This is a genomic window from Oscillospiraceae bacterium NTUH-002-81 (assembly GCA_032620915.1).
GTDB lineage: Bacteria > Bacillota > Clostridia > Lachnospirales > Lachnospiraceae > JAGTTR01.
Genome location: CP136052.1, coordinates 2,234,511 through 2,251,251, shown reverse-complemented (window position 1 = coordinate 2,251,251; position 16,741 = coordinate 2,234,511). Strand labels below are relative to the sequence as shown.

The following is a 16,741-nucleotide window of genomic DNA, read 5'->3' as shown; positions in this document are numbered from 1 at the left end:
GAAGGAAGATTACATGAAAGACGACAAATTGGTTATTGGCGGTCATACGTTTGACTCGCGTTTTATTCTGGGCTCAGGAAAATATTCCATGAAACTCATCGAGGCAGCGGTGCAGGATGCCGGTGCCCAGATCATTACCCTGGCGGTGCGCCGGGCAAACACAAAGGAACAGGAGAACATCCTGGACTATATCCCGAAGAATGTGACGCTGCTGCCCAACACCAGCGGTGCGAGAAATGCCCAGGAGGCCATCCGCATCGCACGGCTTGCCAGAGAGCTGGGCTGCGGTGATTTTGTAAAAATAGAGATCATGCGGGACAGCAAATACCTGCTGCCGGACAATCAGGAAACCATCAAGGCCACAGAGGTGCTGGCCAAGGAGGGCTTTGTGGTCATGCCTTATATGTACCCGGATCTGAACGTGGCCAGAGATCTGGTGGACGCCGGTGCAGCTGCTGTCATGCCGCTGGCATCCCCCATCGGTTCCAACAAGGGACTGGCTACCAGAGAATTTATCCAGATCCTCATTGATGAGATCGACCTGCCCATCATTGTGGATGCGGGCATCGGCAGACCGTCCCAGGCGTGCGAGGCCATGGAGATGGGCGCTGCGGCCATCATGGCAAACACGGCGCTGGCAACCGCCGGGGATCTGCCGCTGATGGCTTCCGCTTTCAAGAAAGCTATCGAAGCCGGACGACAGGCATATCTGGCAGGCCTGGGCCGCGTGCTGACCCGGGGCGCATCCGCATCCGATCCGCTCACCGGATTTCTGCGCAATTAGGGGGCGATGGGAATGGAAAATCAGTTTTTTGTAGATTCCTCTTACCTTTCCCCGGAAGCGCTGGAGAAAAAGCACCGGCTGGAAACCGATCCGTCCAGCAGAAAGAACCATATGGAATATCTGCCGGGCATGGAGCAGATCCGGTCCGATGTGCGCGACCAGGTGATGGCGCAGATGCAGTCCTACGATTACAGCAAATATACGGCCAGGGATGTGCTGGCGGCGCTGGAGCATGAGACGTGTTCCATCGAGGACTTTAAGGCACTGCTTTCCCCGGCGGCGGAACCGTTTCTGGAGCAGATGGCCCAGCGGGCCAGACGGGAGACGGGCAAGCATTTCGGCAACACGGTGTATCTGTTTACCCCTTTGTACATTGCCAATTACTGTGAAAACTACTGCGTGTACTGTGGGTTTAACTGCTATAACCACATCAACCGCATGAAGCTGTCCATGGAGCAGATTGAAAAAGAGATGAAGGTCATCGCCGACAGCGGAATGGAGGAAATCCTCATTCTCACCGGCGAGAGCCGCAGCCAGAGTGACGTCCATTATATCGGGGAGGCCTGCAAGCTGGCCCGGAAATATTTTCGCATGGTGGGGCTGGAGATTTATCCGGTGAACACCGATGAGTACCGATATCTCCACGAATGCGGCGCTGACTATGTGACCGTTTTTCAGGAAACGTATGATGCGGATAAATATGAAACCCTGCATCTGATGGGACATAAGCGGGTATGGCCGTACCGGTTCGAGGCCCAGGAACGTGCCCTCATGGGCGGCATGCGAGGCGTGGCGTTCTCGGCACTGCTGGGACTGTCGGATTTCCGCAAGGATGCACTGGCCAGCGCTCTGCACGTGTACTATCTGCAGCGGAAATACCCGTATGCGGAAATGTCCCTGTCCTGCCCGCGGCTTCGTCCCATCATCAACAATGACAAGATCAATCCGCTGGATGTGCATGAAAGCCAGCTCTGTCAGGTCATCTGCGCGTACCGGATCTTCCTGCCCTTTGTGGGCATCACCGTGTCTTCCAGGGAGAGCGCTTCCTTCCGGGACGGCATCGTGAAGATCGCGGCCACCAAGGTGTCTGCCGGGGTTTCCACCGGTATCGGGGATCATGAGAGCAAGTACAGCGGCAAAGAGGCCGACGGGGAGCAGGGCGACGAGCAGTTTGAGATCGACGATGCCCGCAGCCTGGAAACCATGTATCAGGACATTGCGGACGAAGGGCTGCAGCCGGTACTGAACGACTATTTGTATGTGTGAGGATAACAAAATGAGAAGAATAGATACGACCCTTTATTTTATCACCGACAGCACCGGCTGGGACGAGGACGAATTCCTGCGCCGGGTGGAGCTGGCCCTCATGGGCGGCGCCACCATCATGCAGCTGCGGGAGAAAAACCGGACGACGAGAGAGTATATGGCGCTGGCGGAAAAAGTACATACGCTGGCGAAAAAATATCAGGTGCCTCTCATCATTGATGACCGGGTGGACGTGGCGCTGGCGGTGGACGCGGAGGGTGTCCATGTGGGACAGTCCGACCTGCCGGTGTCCCTGGCCCGCTCCCTGATGGGAGAGGATAAGATCGTGGGTGCCACGACAAAAACAGTGGCCCAGGCACAGGAGGCTTACGAACAGGGGGCAGATTATCTGGGTGTGGGGGCCATTTATCCCACCACCACCAAGGTAAAAACCGTGCTCACTTCCCCGGACACCCTGCGGGACATCTGTCAGGCTGTGCCCATTCCGGTCAACGCCATCGGCGGCCTGAACATGGGAAATCTTGATGTGTTACAGGGCATTCCCATTGCGGGCATCTGTGTGGTATCCGCTATCATGAAGGCAACGGATCCCAGAAAAGCGGCAGAAGAGTTAAAGGCTGCGGCGGAAGAGCTGAAGACCCAGGCCCATGCAGGCGAAGAAAAGCCGCCGAAAAAAATGAAGATGGCACTGACCATCGCAGGCAGCGACAGCAGCGGCGGCGCCGGCATCCAGGCGGATTTAAAAACCATGACCATGAACGGTGTGTTTGCCATGAGTGCGGTGACCGCGCTGACGGCCCAGAACACCACCGGCGTCACGGCCATTGAGGAAGCTTCCCCGGCATTTTTAAAGGAACAGATGGATGCGGTATTTTCTGACATTTTCCCGGATGCGGTGAAGATCGGCATGGTGTCTTCCAGTGAACTGATCCACGTCATTGCCGATGGGCTGACCCAATGGAAGGCCCGGCATATCGTGGTGGATCCGGTGATGGTGGCCACCAGCGGTTCTTCCCTTTTGAAGACCGATGCCATCCAGACGCTGATGGACCGGCTGCTGCCTCTGGCGGAGCTGGTGACACCCAACATTCCTGAGGCCCAGATGCTGTCCGGCATGGATATCCATGATGAAAAGGACATGGAAGCAGCAGCAAAGATCATCGGCGATACCTTTGGCTGTGCCGTGCTGTTAAAGGGCGGACACAGCATCAACGATGCCAACGATCTGCTGTATATGGGCGGCAGGAGCCGGTGGTTCCTGGGCAAACGGATCCACAATCCCAACACCCACGGCACCGGCTGTACCCTGTCCAGCGCCATTGCCTCCAACCTGGCCAAGGGATTTTCTCTGGAGGAATCGGTGAAACGGGCGAAAGCCTACATTTCCGGTGCACTGGCTGACATGCTGGATCTGGGGGCAGGTTCCGGCCCCATGAACCACGGCTTTGCCCTGACCGGGGAATTTGCGAAGGAGGCATAAATCCATGAAAGAAAAATATACTTCCCTTTTTGAAAACGGTTTGATCTGGTTTGGGGCGGCGGTGTCCCTGGCAGAGATCCTCACCGGCACCTATTTTGCACCGCTGGGCTTTTCCAGGGGCCTGCTGGCTATCCTCGTGGGCCATGTCATCGGCTGCCTCATGCTGTTCTGCGCCGGTGTCATCGGCGGCAGTGTGCGCAAAAGTGCCATGGAAACGGCGAAAATGAGCTTTGGCAGCAAGGGTGGCCTGCTGTTCTCCGTGCTGAACATTGTCCAGCTGGTGGGCTGGACCGCCATCATGATCTACGACGGGGCGCTGGCAGCAGACGGCGTGATTGCCGCAGGCAAATGGATCTGGTGCCTGCTCATCGGCGGCCTCATCATTGTGTGGATCGTCATTGGCATTGAAAATCTGGGAAAGATCAATACCGTGGCCATGGCGGCGCTGCTCATCCTCACGGTCATCTTAAGCTTCACCATTTTCGGAAAAGACACGATGGCCAGCGCAGGCGGCGACATGATGTCCTTCGGGGCAGCGGTGGAGCTGTCTGTGGCCATGCCCCTGTCCTGGCTGCCCCTCATCAGCGACTACACCCGGGAAGCCAAGGAGCCGGTGAAAGCCACGGCGGTCAGCACCATCATCTACGGCATCGTCAGCTGCTGGATGTACGTTATCGGCATGGGTGCGGCCATTTTTACCGGAGAATCGGATATTGCTCAGATCATGGTAAAAGCGGGCCTTGGCATTGCAGGCCTTCTGATCATCGTTTTTTCCACGGTGACAACCACCTTCCTGGATGCTTACTCCGCCGGGATTTCCAGCGAGTCCCTGTCTGAAAAACTCAGCGGCAAATGGATGGCTGTGGCGGTGACCGTCATCGGCATTGTGGGCGCCTGCCTCTTCCCCATGGACGACATCACCGATTTCCTCTATTTCATCGGCTCGGTATTCGCTCCCATGATCGCCATTCAGATCGCAGACTTTTTCCTGTTGAAGCAGGATCACCAGGAGCAAAGTGCGGACGTGCTGAACCTGGTTGTGTGGTTTGTGGGCTTTGTACTGTACCGGCAGCTCATGAAGGTGGACATCCCGGTGGGCAACACCCTGCCGGATATGGTGGTTACCATCGTGCTGTGCGTGGCAGCCAACAAGCTGTTCCGCAGGAAACACTAAGAAACTTCACTTTTTCTGCATGGAAGATCAAACGGCCGCATACGATGATAGCAGGATAAGTGAAGGGGGCCAGTCATGGAACATTACGATGTGTATAAAGATATACAAGCCCGGACAAAGGGAGAGATTTACATAGGGGTCGTGGGGCCGGTGCGCACCGGAAAATCCACGTTCATCAAGCGGTTTATGGATCTTCTGGTGCTGCCGGGGATGGAGGATGAGCGGGCCAGGCTGCAGGCCCGGGATGAACTGCCCCAGAGTGCGGCGGGCCGCACGATCATGACGACGGAGCCGAAGTTCATTCCCAAAGAGGCGGCTGTCATCCGCCTGGGGGAGGACATCGAGGTAAAAGTACGGCTTATTGACTGTGTGGGCTTTCTCGTGGAGGGCGCTGCCGGGCATATCGAGGACGACGGAGAGCGGATGGTGAAAACGCCCTGGTTCGACCACGAGATCCCCTTTGCCCAGGCGGCGGAGATCGGCACCCAGAAGGTGATCTGCGACCATTCCACCATCGGCATTGCGGTGACGGGCGACGGCTCCTTCGGGGAGCTGCCCCGGGAAGCCTTCGTTCCGGCAGAGGAGAAGACGGTGGGAGAGCTGAAACGCATCGGCAGGCCCTTCGTGCTGCTGGTGAATTCCCAGAAGCCCTACAGCGAGGAGGCGCAGGGGCTGGCGCGGGAGCTGGAGAAAAAAGTATGCGGTCAGCACCTTATGCATGAACTGCGAGCAGATGAAAAAAGAGGATATTTACCGGCTGCTGGAGCAGGTGCTCTATGAATTCCCGGTGCAGCAGATCGAGTATTACATCCCCAAATGGGTGGAAATGCTGGAGGAGAGCCATGAGATCAAGCAGGATCTGCTGGAAAATGTCCGGGCCTACATGGATGGCATTGAGAAGGTGCGGGATGTCCGGAACCGGGAATTCACGGCCCAGAGCAGCTTCATCCGCGCCATGAAGCAGGAGGCCATGGATCTGTCCTCGGGTACCCTGAAGGTGCAGGTGGACTTTGATCCGGCCTACTATTACCGGACACTCAGCGAGCTCACCGGCGCGGCCATCGACGGAGAGTATCAGCTCATTGCGGCGGTGCGGGAGCTGTCCAAAATGAAAAAGGAATATGAGCAGGTACAGGATGCCCTGCAGGCGGTGCGGATGAAGGGCTATGGCGTCATCAGCCCGGTGAAGGGAGAGATCACGCTGGAGGAGCCGGTGGTCATCCGCCAGGGCAACAAGTACGGCGTCAAGATCCGCTCGGAAGCCCCGTCCATCCATCTGATCCGCGCCAACATCGAGACGGAGATCGCCCCCATTGTGGGCAGCGAGCAGCAGGCCAACGACCTGATCGCCTACATCAGGGAAAACCAGCAGACCGAGGACGGCATCTGGAATACGAACATCTTCGGAAAATCCGTGGAACAGCTGGTGGAGGACGGCATCCGCGGAAAACTCACCCGCATCGGCGACGAGTGCCAGGAAAAGCTGCAGGATACGATGCAGAAGGTGGTCAACGATCTCAGCGGCGGCATGGTGTGCATCATCATTTAAGAAAGAAAAAATATATGGAAAGAGAATGTCCGGTTTTGTCAGGCCGGGCGTTCTTTTTGCGTTTTACAGAAAAACATGTCTGAAATAAAATTAATTGATAAAACGATGGAAGGAACGGAAAGGACATGCTATAATAGGAGCCGATGGGATTTTATAAATATTTTATAAAATACGAAAAAGAGAGAGATGTAGGAGGAAACAAAATGCTTGAATCTATTTTTAAGCTGAAAGAGAATCGCACGACGGTGAAGACGGAGATCATGGCCGGTATCACCACCTTCATGACGATGGCGTATATTCTGGCTGTCAACCCGTCGATGCTGTCAGCTGCCGGCATGGATGCGTCTGCCGTGCTCATTGCCACTGCGCTGGCATCCTTTGTGGGAACGGTCTGCATGGCACTGTTTGCCAACTATCCCTTCGCACTGGCACCGGGCATGGGCCTGAATGCCTACTTTGCATACACGGTCTGCCTGGGCAGAGGCATTTCCTGGGAAGTGGCACTGATGGCTGTATTTGCGGAAGGTATCGTATTTATCATCATGTCCTTTGCCAACGTGCGGGAAGCTATTTTTGATGCCATCCCCATGACACTGAAAAGCGCTGTCAGCGTCGGCATCGGTCTGTTCATCGCCTTCATCGGCCTGCAGAATGCCAAGATCATTGTCAATTCCGATTCCACGCTGCTGACCTACCAGAATTTCAAGGGCGGCACCTTCCACAGCATCGGTATTACCGCGCTGCTGGCCATCATTGGCGTGATCATCACCGGCTATCTGCTGATCAAAAATGTAAAGGGCGGCATCCTGTTCGGTATCCTGATCACCTGGGTGCTGGGCATGATCTGTCAGGCCATCGGCCTGTATGTGCCGGATGCAGAGGCAGGTATGTACTCCCTGTACCCGAATTTTTCCGCAGGCATCAACCTGGCATCCTTCGGCAAGACTTTTGGCGCTGTATTCCGCGCGGATATGTCCGGCATCAATCTGCTGGATTTCATCGTTATCATGTTTGCGTTCCTGTTCGTGGATGTGTTTGACACCCTGGGTACTCTCATCGGTGTGGCAACCAAGGCTGACATGCTGGATGAGGATGGCAAGCTGCCGCACATCAAGGGTGCGCTGATGGCAGACGCCGTTGCCACCTGCGCAGGCGCTGTTTTCGGTACATCCACCACCACCACCTTCGTGGAGAGTGCTTCCGGCGTGACCGAGGGCGGCCGTACCGGACTGACCTCCCTGACGACCGGTGTGCTGTTCCTGCTGTCCATTCTGCTGTCCCCGCTGTTCCTGTCCATTCCGTCCTTTGCGACGGCACCAGCCCTGATCATCGTAGGCTTCTACATGATCGGCAACGTGGTAAAGATCAATTTCGACGACATGACAGAAGCCATCCCGGCCTTCCTGACCATCCTGTTCATGCCGCTGGCTTACAGTATTTCCGAGGGTATCACCATCGGTGTGATTTCCTACACCATCATCACAGTGATGACAGGAAAAGCAAAGGAGAAGAAGTTAAGCTGGGTGATGTATGTACTGACCGTGCTTTTCATCCTGAAATACATTTTCCTGTAAAACCATTCTGAAAACAAAAGAGGAGGAAATGAAAGATGCTCAAAGAATTTAAAGAATTTGCGATCAAAGGCAACATGATTGATATGGCAGTCGGCATTATCATCGGCGGTGCGTTCAATTCTCTGGTCAGCACGCTGGTGAATGATGTGATCATGCCGCTGCTTTCTGTCCTCACCGGAAAAATCGATTTTTCCAATATTTTCTTCGCCATGGACGGCAAGCACTATGACACTCTGTCTGCAGTGCCCGAGGGCGTTGCCACCGTCAACATCGGCGTGTTCATCTCCGGCGTGATCAATTTCATCATCATGGCCTTTGTGGTATTCATGATCGTAAAAATGATCAATAAGATCAGAGAGCCCAAGGGCAAACCGGCACCGGCAGCACCGACCACGAAAAAGTGCCCGTACTGCAGATCCGAGATCGCCATCGAGGCAACCCGCTGCCCGCACTGCACATCTGTGCTGGATGTGATCGGCGAAGAGCCGCCGAAGCTGTAAGCAACATGTACATGATTTGTATCATGCTATCCGGAAAGCACCTGTCAGAAATGACGGGTGCTTTTTTCTCTCTATTTATATTATGCGATATGCGGCTGCAGAAAGAACTTGTGCAAAACTATTGGAAAGACGGGGCGGTTGGTGTATGATAGAAAAGATGAAAAATCGGTCTGCACGAATCGGTTTCAGGGTTGGAGAAAGATGATATGGCTGGAATTTTTTATGGTATCGGCGTGGGGCCGGGAGATCCTGCGCTGCTGACGGAAAAGGCAAAAAGATGTATAAAAGCGGCGGATGTGCTGGCGGTGCCGGTGAATGGAAAGGCGGCAACCGCGTTTTCTATCGTAAAGCAGGCGGTGGATCTGAAGGAAAAACCGGTGCTGGAGCTGGAATTTTCCATGTCGGGTGACCGGCAGGCGTGGAAAACCTGCGCCGTACAGGCGGCGGAGGCCATCGGGGCACTGCTGGAGGAAGGCAGACAGGTGACGCTGGTGACGCTGGGGGATGTGACACTGTACAGCACGTGCATGTACGTGTTTCAATTATTGAAAAGGCGGGGATTTGCGGCAGAGCTGGTGCCGGGCATTTCGGCGGCTTCCGCAGGGGCGGCGCTGGCAGGCATCAGTCTGGCCCGGGATCAGGAGAGCGTGGCGGTGGTGTTTGCAGACCTGGGGTTGCCCGGAGAATACGTGGGCGAACTGGAGGCAGACCGGGATTACGGATATTTTACGACAGTCATTGTGAATAAAAAGTATGACAGGACGTGATTTTTTATCCTGTAAAAAGACCGGATGGGAACAGAGGAAGGGAACAGATACAGAATATGGTATATTTTATCGGTGCAGGGCCGGGAGATCCCGAGCTTCTGACAATCAAGGGAAAAAAGATCATTGACCGGGCGGATGTGATCATTTATGCGGGTTCGCTGGTGAATCCCCAGGTGCTGGCGGACCGGAAACCGGAGGCGGTGGTGTATGACAGTGCCGGGATGCATCTGGATCAGGTCATCGCGGTGATGGAGCAGGCGGAAAAAGAGGGCCTTACCACGGCCCGGGTACACACGGGAGATCCGGCGATCTACGGCGCCCACCGGGAGCAGATGGACCGGCTGGAGGCGCTGGGCATTCCCTATGAGATCGTTCCGGGTGTCAGCTCTTTTCTCGGGGCGGCAGCGGCGCTGCATGCGGAGTATACTCTGCCCGGCGTGAGCCAGACAGTGATCCTGACCCGGATGGAGGGACGCACCCCGGTGCCGGAGCGGGAAGGCATCCGGGCGCTGGCAGCGCATCAGGCAACCATGGTGATTTTCCTGAGCGTGGGACAGATTCGGAAGCTCTGTGAGCAGCTGATCCCCGCCTATGGAGAAAATACCCCGGCAGCGGCGGTATACAAGGCCACCTGGCAGGATGAGAAAATCGTCCGGGCCACCCTGGGCACGCTGGCGGCAGAGGTGGAGGCCGCAGGCATCACAAAGACGGCGCTGATCCTGGTGGGCGGTTTTCTGGGCAGCGATCATGAGCTGTCGAAGCTGTATGATAAGACATTTACCCACGGATACCGGAAGGGCATTTCAGAGAAATAAGGAGGCAGTATGGGAAAGCTTTATGTGGTGGGGCTGGGCCCCGGCGGACAGCAGTATATGAGTGAAAAAGCCCGGGCGGCTGTGGAAGAAGCGGATGTGGTCATCGGCTATACGACCTACATTGCCCTGGTGCGGGATCTGTTTTCGGAGAAGGAATATGTGCAGACGCCCATGCGCACCGAGCGGGAGCGCTGCATGCAGGCCATCGAAAGGGCCGGACAGGGGCAGTGCGTGGCGCTGGTGTGCAGCGGAGATGCGGGCATCTACGGTATGGCAGGGCTGGTGCTGGAGCTGCTGGCGGCAGGGAAAACAGATGGTGTGGAAGTGGAGATCGTCCCGGGCATCACTGCAGCAGTCATGGCAGCGTCCGTGCTGGGGGCGCCGCTGATGAATGATTTCTGTATCATCAGCCTCAGTGATTTGCTGACCCCGGCGGCGGTGATCCGCAAGAGGCTGGCAGCGGCAGCGGCGGGAGATTTCGTCATCTGTCTGTACAATCCCAGAAGCCATACCCGGACGAAGCCGCTGGATGATGCGCTGGCAATCCTGCGAAGCCTCCTTTCCCCGGACACGGTGGTGGGCATCGTGCGAAACGCCGGACGGGACGGGCAGAGCCGGTGGATCGGCACGCTGGAGACGGTGGAGCCGGAGCAGGTGGATATGTTCTGTGTGATGATCGTCGGAAATTCCGCTACCCGGGTGCTGGATGGGCGGATGGTGACGGCCAGAGGGTATGAGAAAACAGGTGGAGAAAAAGGATATGGCAGGCCATAACGGTCACGGTGGCCGGGTGTTTGAGGCGGCGCAGCTGCTGGGGACAGACTACCGGGAGCTGCTGGATTTTTCTGCGAACCTGAATCCCTTCGGCTGCCCGTCAAGTGTACAGGCGGCCATGCAGGAAGGACTTTCCCGGGCGGCTTTTTATCCCGATCCTTCCCAGCGGGCGCTGCGTGCAGCCATTGCAGAAGCAGAGCAGGTGTCTCCCGCATGGGTGATGGCCGGTGCCGGGGCGGCGGATGTGATTTTTCGGCTCTGTTACGGGCTTCGGCCTGCCAGGGGACTGGTGTGTGCGCCCTCGTTCCTGGAATATGGGCGGGCGCTGACGGCGGCAGGAGCAAAAATTTTGTACGCAGCGGCAGAAGAAACACCTGTGAAAGTAACGGATGCTGTCGGACAGATGGCAGCAGGCAATCAGGAGAAGTTTTCAGGGAAAAGGATCGTATTGGATGATCGGAAAAGCAGCCGGACGGATAAAGATTGTGCATATCGCCTGAGAAAATCCCGCCTGTTTGATGAACTGCAGTCCGGCGATGTGGCATTTCTCTGCAATCCCAACAACCCCACCGGTCTTTTCGTGGAGCCGGACTGGGGGCTTGCGTTTCTGGCAAAGTGCCGGGAGCGGGGCATTACCGTGGTGATGGATGAGTGCTTTTTGGATTTCACCGGGCAGGAGAAGGCGCGTTCCTGGAAGCCTTACCTGAACGAGTATCCGAATCTGGTGCTGTTAAAGTCCTTTACAAAGCTGTTTGCCATGCCGGGCATCCGCCTGGGGTATCTTCTGACGGCCAATGAGGCATTGATTTGTCAGGCAGAGCAGGCAGGGCAGGCCTGGGGGATGAGCTGTGTGGCGGAGAGTGCCGGAATCGCAGCGGCAAAAGCACATGACGACTGGGCGGCACAGACGTCCCGGGCGATCCGACCGCTGCGGGAGAAGCTGAAAACCGGTCTGGAGGCCCTTGGCTTTTCGGTGAAAAACGGGCAGGCCAATTTCCTATGCTTTCATGCGCCGGGTTACCTGGATCTGGAACAGCGGCTGCTGCAAAAACAGATCCTTCTGCGCAGCTGCGGCAACTATGAAGGGCTGGGGCCGGAGGATTACCGGACGGCGGTGCGGACAGACACCGAAAATGCCCGTCTGCTGCAGGCACTGAAAGAGATCACAGGAGAGGAACACAGATGAGCGCAAAATCGATCATGATACAGGGAACCATGTCCAATGCGGGAAAAAGCTTTGTGGCGGCCGGTTTTTGCCGGATTTTTCATCAGGACGGCTATCGGACGGCACCGTTTAAATCCCAGAACATGGCGCTGAATTCCTACATCACGAAGGATGGGCTGGAAATGGGCCGGGCACAGGTGATGCAGGCGGAGGCCGCAGGTGTGGAGCCCCGGGTGGAGATGAATCCCATCCTGTTAAAACCCACCAGCAATATGGGCAGTCAGGTCATCGTCAACGGCGAGGTGCTGGAAAACATGCGGGCCATGGACTATTACCGGCGGAAACCGGAGTTTATCCCTGCGGTGAAGCAGGCCTATGAGAAGCTGGCATCTGATTATGACGTGATCGTGCTGGAGGGTGCGGGCAGTCCGGCGGAGATCAACCTGATGGAAAATGATATCGTCAATATGGGCATGGCCCGGATGGCCGGGGCGCCGGTGCTGCTGGTGGCGGATATCGACCGGGGCGGCGTGTTTGCCTCCGTGTACGGCACGGTGATGCTGCTGCCGCCGGAGCAACGGGCGTATATCAAGGGCATTCTCATCAACAAATTCCGGGGGGATGTGGAGATCCTGCGGCCGGGCCTGAATAAAATCCGGGAGCTGACGGGCATTCCCGTGCTGGGCGTCATTCCCATGGAGCCCTTTGACCTGGACGAGGAGGACAGCCTGTCCGAGCGGCTGACAGAAGACCGGCCGGTGGCGGGACAGGCCGACGTGGCGGTGATCCGTCTGCCGAAAATTTCCAATTTTACGGATTTTTTTGCACTGGAACACCGGGCAGGCGTCCATGTGCGCTATGTCTCTTCCGTAGAAAAACTGGGCAGGCCGGATCTGATTTTTCTGCCGGGAACGAAAAATACGCTGGAGGATCTGAAATGGCTGCGGGAGTGCGGCCTGGAAGCTGCCATCTGTCGGCTGCACGGGGAAGGCGTGCCGGTGTTTGGCATCTGCGGCGGGTATCAGATGATGGGTGAGCAGGTCAGCGATCCCGACGGCGTGGAGGCGGGAGGCACCCTGCGGGGTATGGGACTGCTGCCGGTGTCCACAGTTTTTTCGGCGGAGAAGACAAGAACCCGGATGCGGGGAAGGGTGCTGCATCTGCCGGAGGTACTGTCTGGGCATACGGAAGACGGAGCAGCTGCAGAGGCGCTGCCCGAGGTATCCGGCTATGAGATCCACATGGGTACTTCCGTTCTGGCAGAGGGCGCGGCGCCTTTTCTGCGGCTTTCCGATGGACGGGAGGACGGCTGTGTCAGCGACGACGGGCTGGCCTGCGGCACGTATCTCCATGGCATTTTTGACGAGGGAGAGACGGCGGAGCGGCTGCTGACCTGGCTGCGGCAGAAGAAGGGCATTCGTCTGGAAGCGCCGGAGCTTTCCCGGACGCAGATCAAGGAACAGGAATACGACCGGCTGGCAGATCTGCTTCGACGGTCGGTGGATATGGAAGCCATTTATATGATACTGGAAAAGGGGATAGACGCATGAGTGAGATCATTAAAAAGCCGGATCCGGTGCGGCCGGAGGATATCGAAAAGCGCAGCATGGAGATCATCTGTCAGGAGCTGGGGGAACGCACCTTCCCGGAGCCGGAGTTTTCTGTGATCCGCAGATGCATTCACACGTCGGCGGATTTTGATTACGCGGACAACCTCTGTTTCAGTCCGGGAGCCGTGGAAACGGGCATCCGCGCCCTGCAAAACGGTGCCCATATCGTCACGGATACCACCATGGCCATGGCCGGGATCAACAAGCGGAAGCTGGCGGAATACGGCGGCAGCGTCCACTGTTTTATTCAGGATGCGGACGTGGCAAGGGAAGCGAAGGCGCGGGGCATCACCCGGTCTGCGGTTTCCATGGAGCGGGCGGCAGCGCTTCCGGGGCCGCTGATCTTTGCCATAGGCAACGCACCGACCGCATTGATCCGTCTGTATGACCTGATCCGGGAAAACGGCTTTTCCCCGGCGCTGATCATCGGCGTGCCGGTGGGATTTGTCCATGTGGTGGAGGCAAAGGAACTGATCATGCAGACAGAAGTGCCCTATATTGTGGCCAGAGGCCGAAAGGGCGGCAGCAACATTGCGGCGGCGATCTGCAACGCGCTGTTGTATGCGCCAAAAAAGGAGAACGTCTGATGAAAAAGCAGAACCAGTGGGGAAAGATACAGACGGAGGCACCATGGCAGACGGAAGAATCGGTGCAGCCCAAAATGCAGAAAGGGTTGGAAGGATCGAGGAAGCCAGAGGAAGAAAAAATGGGAACAGATGCTTTTGAAAATGGAAAAAGCGGCACGGAACAGTTCCTGGGAAGATACTCTTGATAAGGAAATTACCCGGATTTCCGGTGCCGACCGACAGATGATGACAGACACCTGGAACCGGTGGGATACCCTTTGCAAACCGCTGCGCAGTTTTGGAAAGCTGGAGGAAGCGGTGGTGCGGGTGGCCGGGATCCAGGGCACCATACAGCCTGACATCAGCCGTCCGACGGTGGTCATCATGGGCGCGGACAACGGCGTGGTGGAAGAGGGGGGTTTCCCAGAGCGGCAGCGAGGTGACGGCCCAGGTGCTGGAAAATATGGGCGCGGGCATTTCGGCAGTGTGCATTCTGGCCCGCCAGTTTGGGGCACCGGTCTATCCCGTCAACATTGGCATGAAAACGGAAGGGAAGCATCCGCGGATCCGCAACTGCCGGGTGCGGCCGGGAACGGGAAACATTGCTGTAGAGCCGGCCATGACGAGAGAGGAAGGGGCAAAAGCCATTCTCACCGGACTTTCTGTCATGAAGGAACTGAAAGAAGAGGGTCGTAACCTGGTGATCACCGGGGAGATGGGCATCGGAAATACCACCACCAGCAGTGCCATGGCGGCGGTATTTCTTGGACGTTCCCCCCAGGAGGTGACCGGGTATGGCGCCGGGTTGTCCGGGGAAGGGCTGCGTCGCAAGATCGCAGTGATCGACCGGGCGCTCAAGATCAATCAGCCGGATGCCGCAGATCCGCTGGACGTGCTGGCGAAAGTGGGCGGTCTGGACATTGCCGGGCTTACCGGACTTTTTCTGGGCGGTGCCAGATATCAGATGCCGGTGCTCATCGACGGCTTCATTTCTTCGGTGGCTGCCTGCTGTGCCTGGAAGCTTTGCCCGGCGGCAAGAGATGCCATGATCGCTACCCACTGTTCCGGGGAACCGGCGGGAAAATGGATGCTGGAGGCGCTGGGACTGGAACCGTTTCTCTACGCGGACATGCGGATGGGAGAGGGAACCGGCGCGGCTGTGGCTTATCCGGTGCTGCAGGCCGGATTTGCGGAATATACCCAGCTGCCCACCTTTGCGGGCGGCAGCGTAAAAGCGTATGAACATTTGCGATAAAGAAACAGGAGAAGCCATGGCAGACTGGACAGATGCCCCCTTCGTTTACCGGGGACAGAAAAAATTAAGAAGAGGATATACAACAGGCACGTGCGCGGCGGTAGCTGCGGCCGGGGCGGCCCGGATGCTGCTGTCCGGCAAACCGGTGTCCGAGGTGAAGCTCCGGGTGCCGGAGGGGAGCACGCTGTGCCTTTCTCTGGTGGAAACTAGCCTATCGGCTTCCAGCTGCAGCTGCGGGGTGGTGAAGGACAGCGGGGATGACCCGGATATCACCAACGGTTCCATGGTTTGTGCCAAAGTGTCTTTTGCACATAGTCCCGGGCTTGTTTTGACCGGCGGCGTGGGGGTCGGACGCGTGACAAAACCGGGACTTTCGGTGCCGGTAGGAGAACCGGCCATCAACCCGGTGCCCCGGAAAATGATCCTGGAAGGGGTAGAGACTGTTTGTCGGGAGTACGGATATACCGGCGGCCTGGTGGTGGAGATCTCTGTGCCGGAGGGTGAGGCGCTGGCGGCGCGTACCTTCAATCCACGGCTGGGCATTGTGGGCGGTATTTCCATTCTGGGCACCTCGGGCATTGTGGAACCCATGAGCGAGGAGGCGCTGGTGGCGTCCATCGGTCTGGAAATCCGCATGGCAGTGAAAAATGGCAGCGGGTATCTGCTGCTGGTGCCGGGCAATTACGGGGAAGATTTTGTGAAGGAACACCATCTGGCAGACCATGTGCAGCCGGTGAAATGCAGCAACTATGTGGGAGAAAGCCTGGATATGGCCGTCCGGGAGGGGGCCAAAGGCGTGCTCTTTGTGGCCCATATCGGAAAATTTGTGAAGCTGGCCGAAGGGATGATGAATACCCATTCTGCCTACGGGGACTGCCGCATGGCGATCCTGTGCGCGGAGGCTGTGCGGGCCGGGGCACCCCGGGAGGTGCTTCCCAGGATTCTGGAAAGCGTGACCACCGATGAGGCGCTGCGGATTTTGCAGGAGGCGGGATTTCTGGAATCGGTGATGCAGCATCTGATGGAGCATATCGAGGGGCAGCTGACACGCCGGGCCGCCGGGAAAACCCAGGTGGGCGCCATTGTTTTTTCCAATGTATACGGTGTGCTGGGGCAGACCGGACAGGCGGAGGTACTTCTCCGGCATTTACAGGAAAATGGGAAGTAAAGGAGGCAGATCAGATGCAGAGAATTGCAGTCATCGGTTTTACCGGACAGGGCGGAGCGCTGGCGCTGCAGGTGTGCAGACGGCTCCGGGAAAATGGATATACGGCCGAGGGCTACGCGGGCGCCGCGGCAGCCAGACGGTCAGGTCTGCTTCCGGCAGAGGGCGGCATGTGGAACTGGGTGCAGCAGATGTTTCGGGAAAAGGAAGCGCTGCTGTTCATCGGGGCCTGCGGCATCGCGGTGCGCAGCATTGCCCCGTTTCTGAAAAGTAAGTGGGAAGATCCGGCGGTGCTGG

At 57.2% G+C, this 16,741-nt stretch carries 17 protein-coding genes and 2 pseudogenes; all 19 read left to right on the top strand.

Annotated elements, in window-relative coordinates:
* Positions 1-13: 13 nt before the first annotated feature.
* The 19 genes and pseudogenes from RJD28_11010 (at position 14) to RJD28_10920 (ending at position 16,698) form a co-directional block, all read left to right on the top strand.
* Positions 14-784: a thiazole synthase gene (locus RJD28_11010; GenBank protein ID WNV56847.1), complete on the top strand. Its 771-nt coding sequence runs from the start codon at positions 14-16 to the stop codon at positions 782-784.
* Between the two features lie 12 nt (positions 785-796).
* Positions 797-2,050 carry a 2-iminoacetate synthase ThiH gene (gene thiH / locus RJD28_11005; protein ID WNV56846.1) on the top strand — a complete coding sequence of 418 codons (1,254 nt, stop codon included), beginning with the start codon at positions 797-799 and terminating at the stop codon, positions 2,048-2,050.
* Positions 2,043-2,603, top strand: a pseudogene (thiE, locus tag RJD28_11000) (thiamine phosphate synthase). Before thiH ends, thiE begins: the two are co-directional and overlap by 8 nt.
* Positions 2,604-2,726: 123 nt before the next feature.
* Positions 2,727-3,530, top strand: coding sequence for a bifunctional hydroxymethylpyrimidine kinase/phosphomethylpyrimidine kinase (gene thiD / locus RJD28_10995; protein ID WNV59606.1), 804 nt, complete (start codon positions 2,727-2,729; stop codon positions 3,528-3,530).
* A 4-nt stretch (positions 3,531-3,534) separates the two neighbouring features.
* Entirely contained in the window at positions 3,535-4,704 is a 1,170-nt protein-coding gene (gene cytX / locus RJD28_10990) for a putative hydroxymethylpyrimidine transporter CytX (GenBank protein WNV56845.1), read from the top strand.
* A 75-nt stretch (positions 4,705-4,779) separates the two neighbouring features.
* On the top strand, positions 4,780-5,484 hold the full coding sequence (locus tag RJD28_10985; protein WNV56844.1) for a hypothetical protein: 705 nt from the start codon (positions 4,780-4,782) through the stop codon (positions 5,482-5,484).
* Entirely contained in the window at positions 5,438-6,253 is an 816-nt protein-coding gene (locus tag RJD28_10980) for a stage IV sporulation protein A (GenBank protein ID WNV56843.1), read from the top strand. The genes RJD28_10985 and RJD28_10980 overlap by 47 nt, the downstream gene beginning before the upstream one ends.
* Positions 6,254-6,456: 203 nt before the next feature.
* Positions 6,457-7,827 (top strand): NCS2 family permease, encoded by a 1,371-nt coding sequence (locus RJD28_10975; GenBank protein ID WNV56842.1) that lies wholly within the window; start codon positions 6,457-6,459, stop codon positions 7,825-7,827.
* 35 nt (positions 7,828-7,862) lie between these two features.
* Positions 7,863-8,327 (top strand): large conductance mechanosensitive channel protein MscL, encoded by a 465-nt coding sequence (gene mscL, locus RJD28_10970; protein ID WNV56841.1) that lies wholly within the window; start codon positions 7,863-7,865, stop codon positions 8,325-8,327.
* A 206-nt stretch (positions 8,328-8,533) separates the two neighbouring features.
* Positions 8,534-9,094: an SAM-dependent methyltransferase gene (locus RJD28_10965; protein WNV56840.1), complete on the top strand. Its 561-nt coding sequence runs from the start codon at positions 8,534-8,536 to the stop codon at positions 9,092-9,094.
* A gap of 56 nt (positions 9,095-9,150) precedes the next feature.
* Entirely contained in the window at positions 9,151-9,909 is a 759-nt protein-coding gene (cobM, locus tag RJD28_10960) for a precorrin-4 C(11)-methyltransferase (protein WNV56839.1), read from the top strand.
* Positions 9,910-9,918: 9 nt separating this feature from the next.
* A complete protein-coding gene (gene cobJ, locus RJD28_10955) occupies positions 9,919-10,683 on the top strand; it encodes a precorrin-3B C(17)-methyltransferase (protein WNV56838.1) in 765 nt (254 codons plus the stop codon).
* Positions 10,643-11,869, top strand: a complete 1,227-nt coding sequence (locus tag RJD28_10950) for an aminotransferase class I/II-fold pyridoxal phosphate-dependent enzyme (GenBank protein ID WNV56837.1) — start codon at positions 10,643-10,645, stop codon at positions 11,867-11,869. Before cobJ ends, RJD28_10950 begins: the two co-directional genes overlap by 41 nt.
* Positions 11,866-13,398: a cobyric acid synthase gene (locus RJD28_10945; GenBank protein WNV56836.1), complete on the top strand. Its 1,533-nt coding sequence runs from the start codon at positions 11,866-11,868 to the stop codon at positions 13,396-13,398. Before RJD28_10950 ends, RJD28_10945 begins: the two co-directional genes overlap by 4 nt.
* A 5-nt stretch (positions 13,399-13,403) precedes the next feature.
* Positions 13,404-14,045 carry a precorrin-8X methylmutase gene (locus RJD28_10940; GenBank protein WNV59605.1) on the top strand — a complete coding sequence of 214 codons (642 nt, stop codon included), beginning with the start codon at positions 13,404-13,406 and terminating at the stop codon, positions 14,043-14,045.
* The gene (locus RJD28_10935) at positions 14,045-14,230 is read left to right on the top strand and encodes a hypothetical protein (GenBank protein WNV56835.1); all 186 of its coding nucleotides are present in this window, start codon (positions 14,045-14,047) and stop codon (positions 14,228-14,230) included. The genes RJD28_10940 and RJD28_10935 overlap by 1 nt, the downstream gene beginning before the upstream one ends.
* A gap of 245 nt (positions 14,231-14,475) precedes the next feature.
* Entirely contained in the window at positions 14,476-15,279 is an 804-nt protein-coding gene (locus tag RJD28_10930) for a nicotinate-nucleotide--dimethylbenzimidazole phosphoribosyltransferase (protein WNV56834.1), read from the top strand.
* 16 nt (positions 15,280-15,295) lie between these two features.
* Positions 15,296-16,447: a cobalt-precorrin-5B (C(1))-methyltransferase CbiD gene (gene cbiD, locus RJD28_10925; protein WNV56833.1), complete on the top strand. Its 1,152-nt coding sequence runs from the start codon at positions 15,296-15,298 to the stop codon at positions 16,445-16,447.
* Between the two features lie 14 nt (positions 16,448-16,461).
* Positions 16,462-16,698 (top strand): annotated as a pseudogene (locus RJD28_10920) (hypothetical protein).
* The last annotated feature ends 43 nt before the right edge of the window (positions 16,699-16,741 follow it).

What these genes read in the sequence shown, in the direction of transcription:
- cobM (WNV56839.1), top strand. Translation starts at nt 9,151, where the DNA reads ATGGTATATTTTATCGGTGCAGGGCCGGGAGATCCCGAGCTTCTGACA.
- cytX (WNV56845.1), top strand. Translation starts at nt 3,535, where the DNA reads ATGAAAGAAAAATATACTTCCCTTTTTGAAAACGGTTTGATCTGGTTT.
- RJD28_10980 (WNV56843.1), top strand. Translation starts at nt 5,438, where the DNA reads ATGAAAAAAGAGGATATTTACCGGCTGCTGGAGCAGGTGCTCTATGAA.
- RJD28_10945 (WNV56836.1), top strand. Translation starts at nt 11,866, where the DNA reads ATGAGCGCAAAATCGATCATGATACAGGGAACCATGTCCAATGCGGGA.
- RJD28_10935 (WNV56835.1), top strand. Translation starts at nt 14,045, where the DNA reads ATGAAAAAGCAGAACCAGTGGGGAAAGATACAGACGGAGGCACCATGG.
- mscL (WNV56841.1), top strand. Translation starts at nt 7,863, where the DNA reads ATGCTCAAAGAATTTAAAGAATTTGCGATCAAAGGCAACATGATTGAT.
- RJD28_10950 (WNV56837.1), top strand. Translation starts at nt 10,643, where the DNA reads ATGAGAAAACAGGTGGAGAAAAAGGATATGGCAGGCCATAACGGTCAC.
- cobJ (WNV56838.1), top strand. Translation starts at nt 9,919, where the DNA reads ATGGGAAAGCTTTATGTGGTGGGGCTGGGCCCCGGCGGACAGCAGTAT.
- thiD (WNV59606.1), top strand. Translation starts at nt 2,727, where the DNA reads ATGAAGATGGCACTGACCATCGCAGGCAGCGACAGCAGCGGCGGCGCC.
- RJD28_10985 (WNV56844.1), top strand. Translation starts at nt 4,780, where the DNA reads ATGGAACATTACGATGTGTATAAAGATATACAAGCCCGGACAAAGGGA.
- RJD28_11010 (WNV56847.1), top strand. Translation starts at nt 14, where the DNA reads ATGAAAGACGACAAATTGGTTATTGGCGGTCATACGTTTGACTCGCGT.
- thiH (WNV56846.1), top strand. Translation starts at nt 797, where the DNA reads ATGGAAAATCAGTTTTTTGTAGATTCCTCTTACCTTTCCCCGGAAGCG.
- RJD28_10965 (WNV56840.1), top strand. Translation starts at nt 8,534, where the DNA reads ATGGCTGGAATTTTTTATGGTATCGGCGTGGGGCCGGGAGATCCTGCG.
- cbiD (WNV56833.1), top strand. Translation starts at nt 15,296, where the DNA reads ATGGCAGACTGGACAGATGCCCCCTTCGTTTACCGGGGACAGAAAAAA.
- RJD28_10975 (WNV56842.1), top strand. Translation starts at nt 6,457, where the DNA reads ATGCTTGAATCTATTTTTAAGCTGAAAGAGAATCGCACGACGGTGAAG.